This window comes from Calothrix sp. CCY 0018 (assembly GCF_963920925.1).
In the GTDB taxonomy this organism is placed as follows: Bacteria; Cyanobacteriota; Cyanobacteriia; order Cyanobacteriales; family Nostocaceae; genus Rivularia.
Map to the genome: position 1 here is coordinate 1 of NZ_CAWUDI010000175.1, position 211 is coordinate 211.

Consider the following 211-nt stretch of genomic DNA (forward strand, 5'->3'; position numbering starts at 1 on the left):
TGCAGCGCCGCGCCCATGAACACCCTGCCTGGACCGCCGCGCGCGACCTGATGGGGGCGCTGATCGAGGCGCGCGACCGCGATCCCTTCGCCTTCTTCTCCGCCGCCCTGAACCGGGTCGGACCGGACGGGCGTTCGGGCAGAGCGCGGATTCTGGATCGGCTGGGTCGCGAGGCCGAGGAGGCCATCGACGAAACCCTGGCCCAGGTTCT

At 71.6% G+C, this 211-nt stretch carries 1 protein-coding gene; it reads left to right on the forward strand.

Going from position 1 to position 211, the window contains the following annotated elements; genetic code table 11:
• Positions 1-211, forward strand: a 211-nt coding sequence (locus ACM03V_RS34610; protein ID WP_414625336.1) for a hypothetical protein, incomplete at both ends; no start/stop codon positions are given.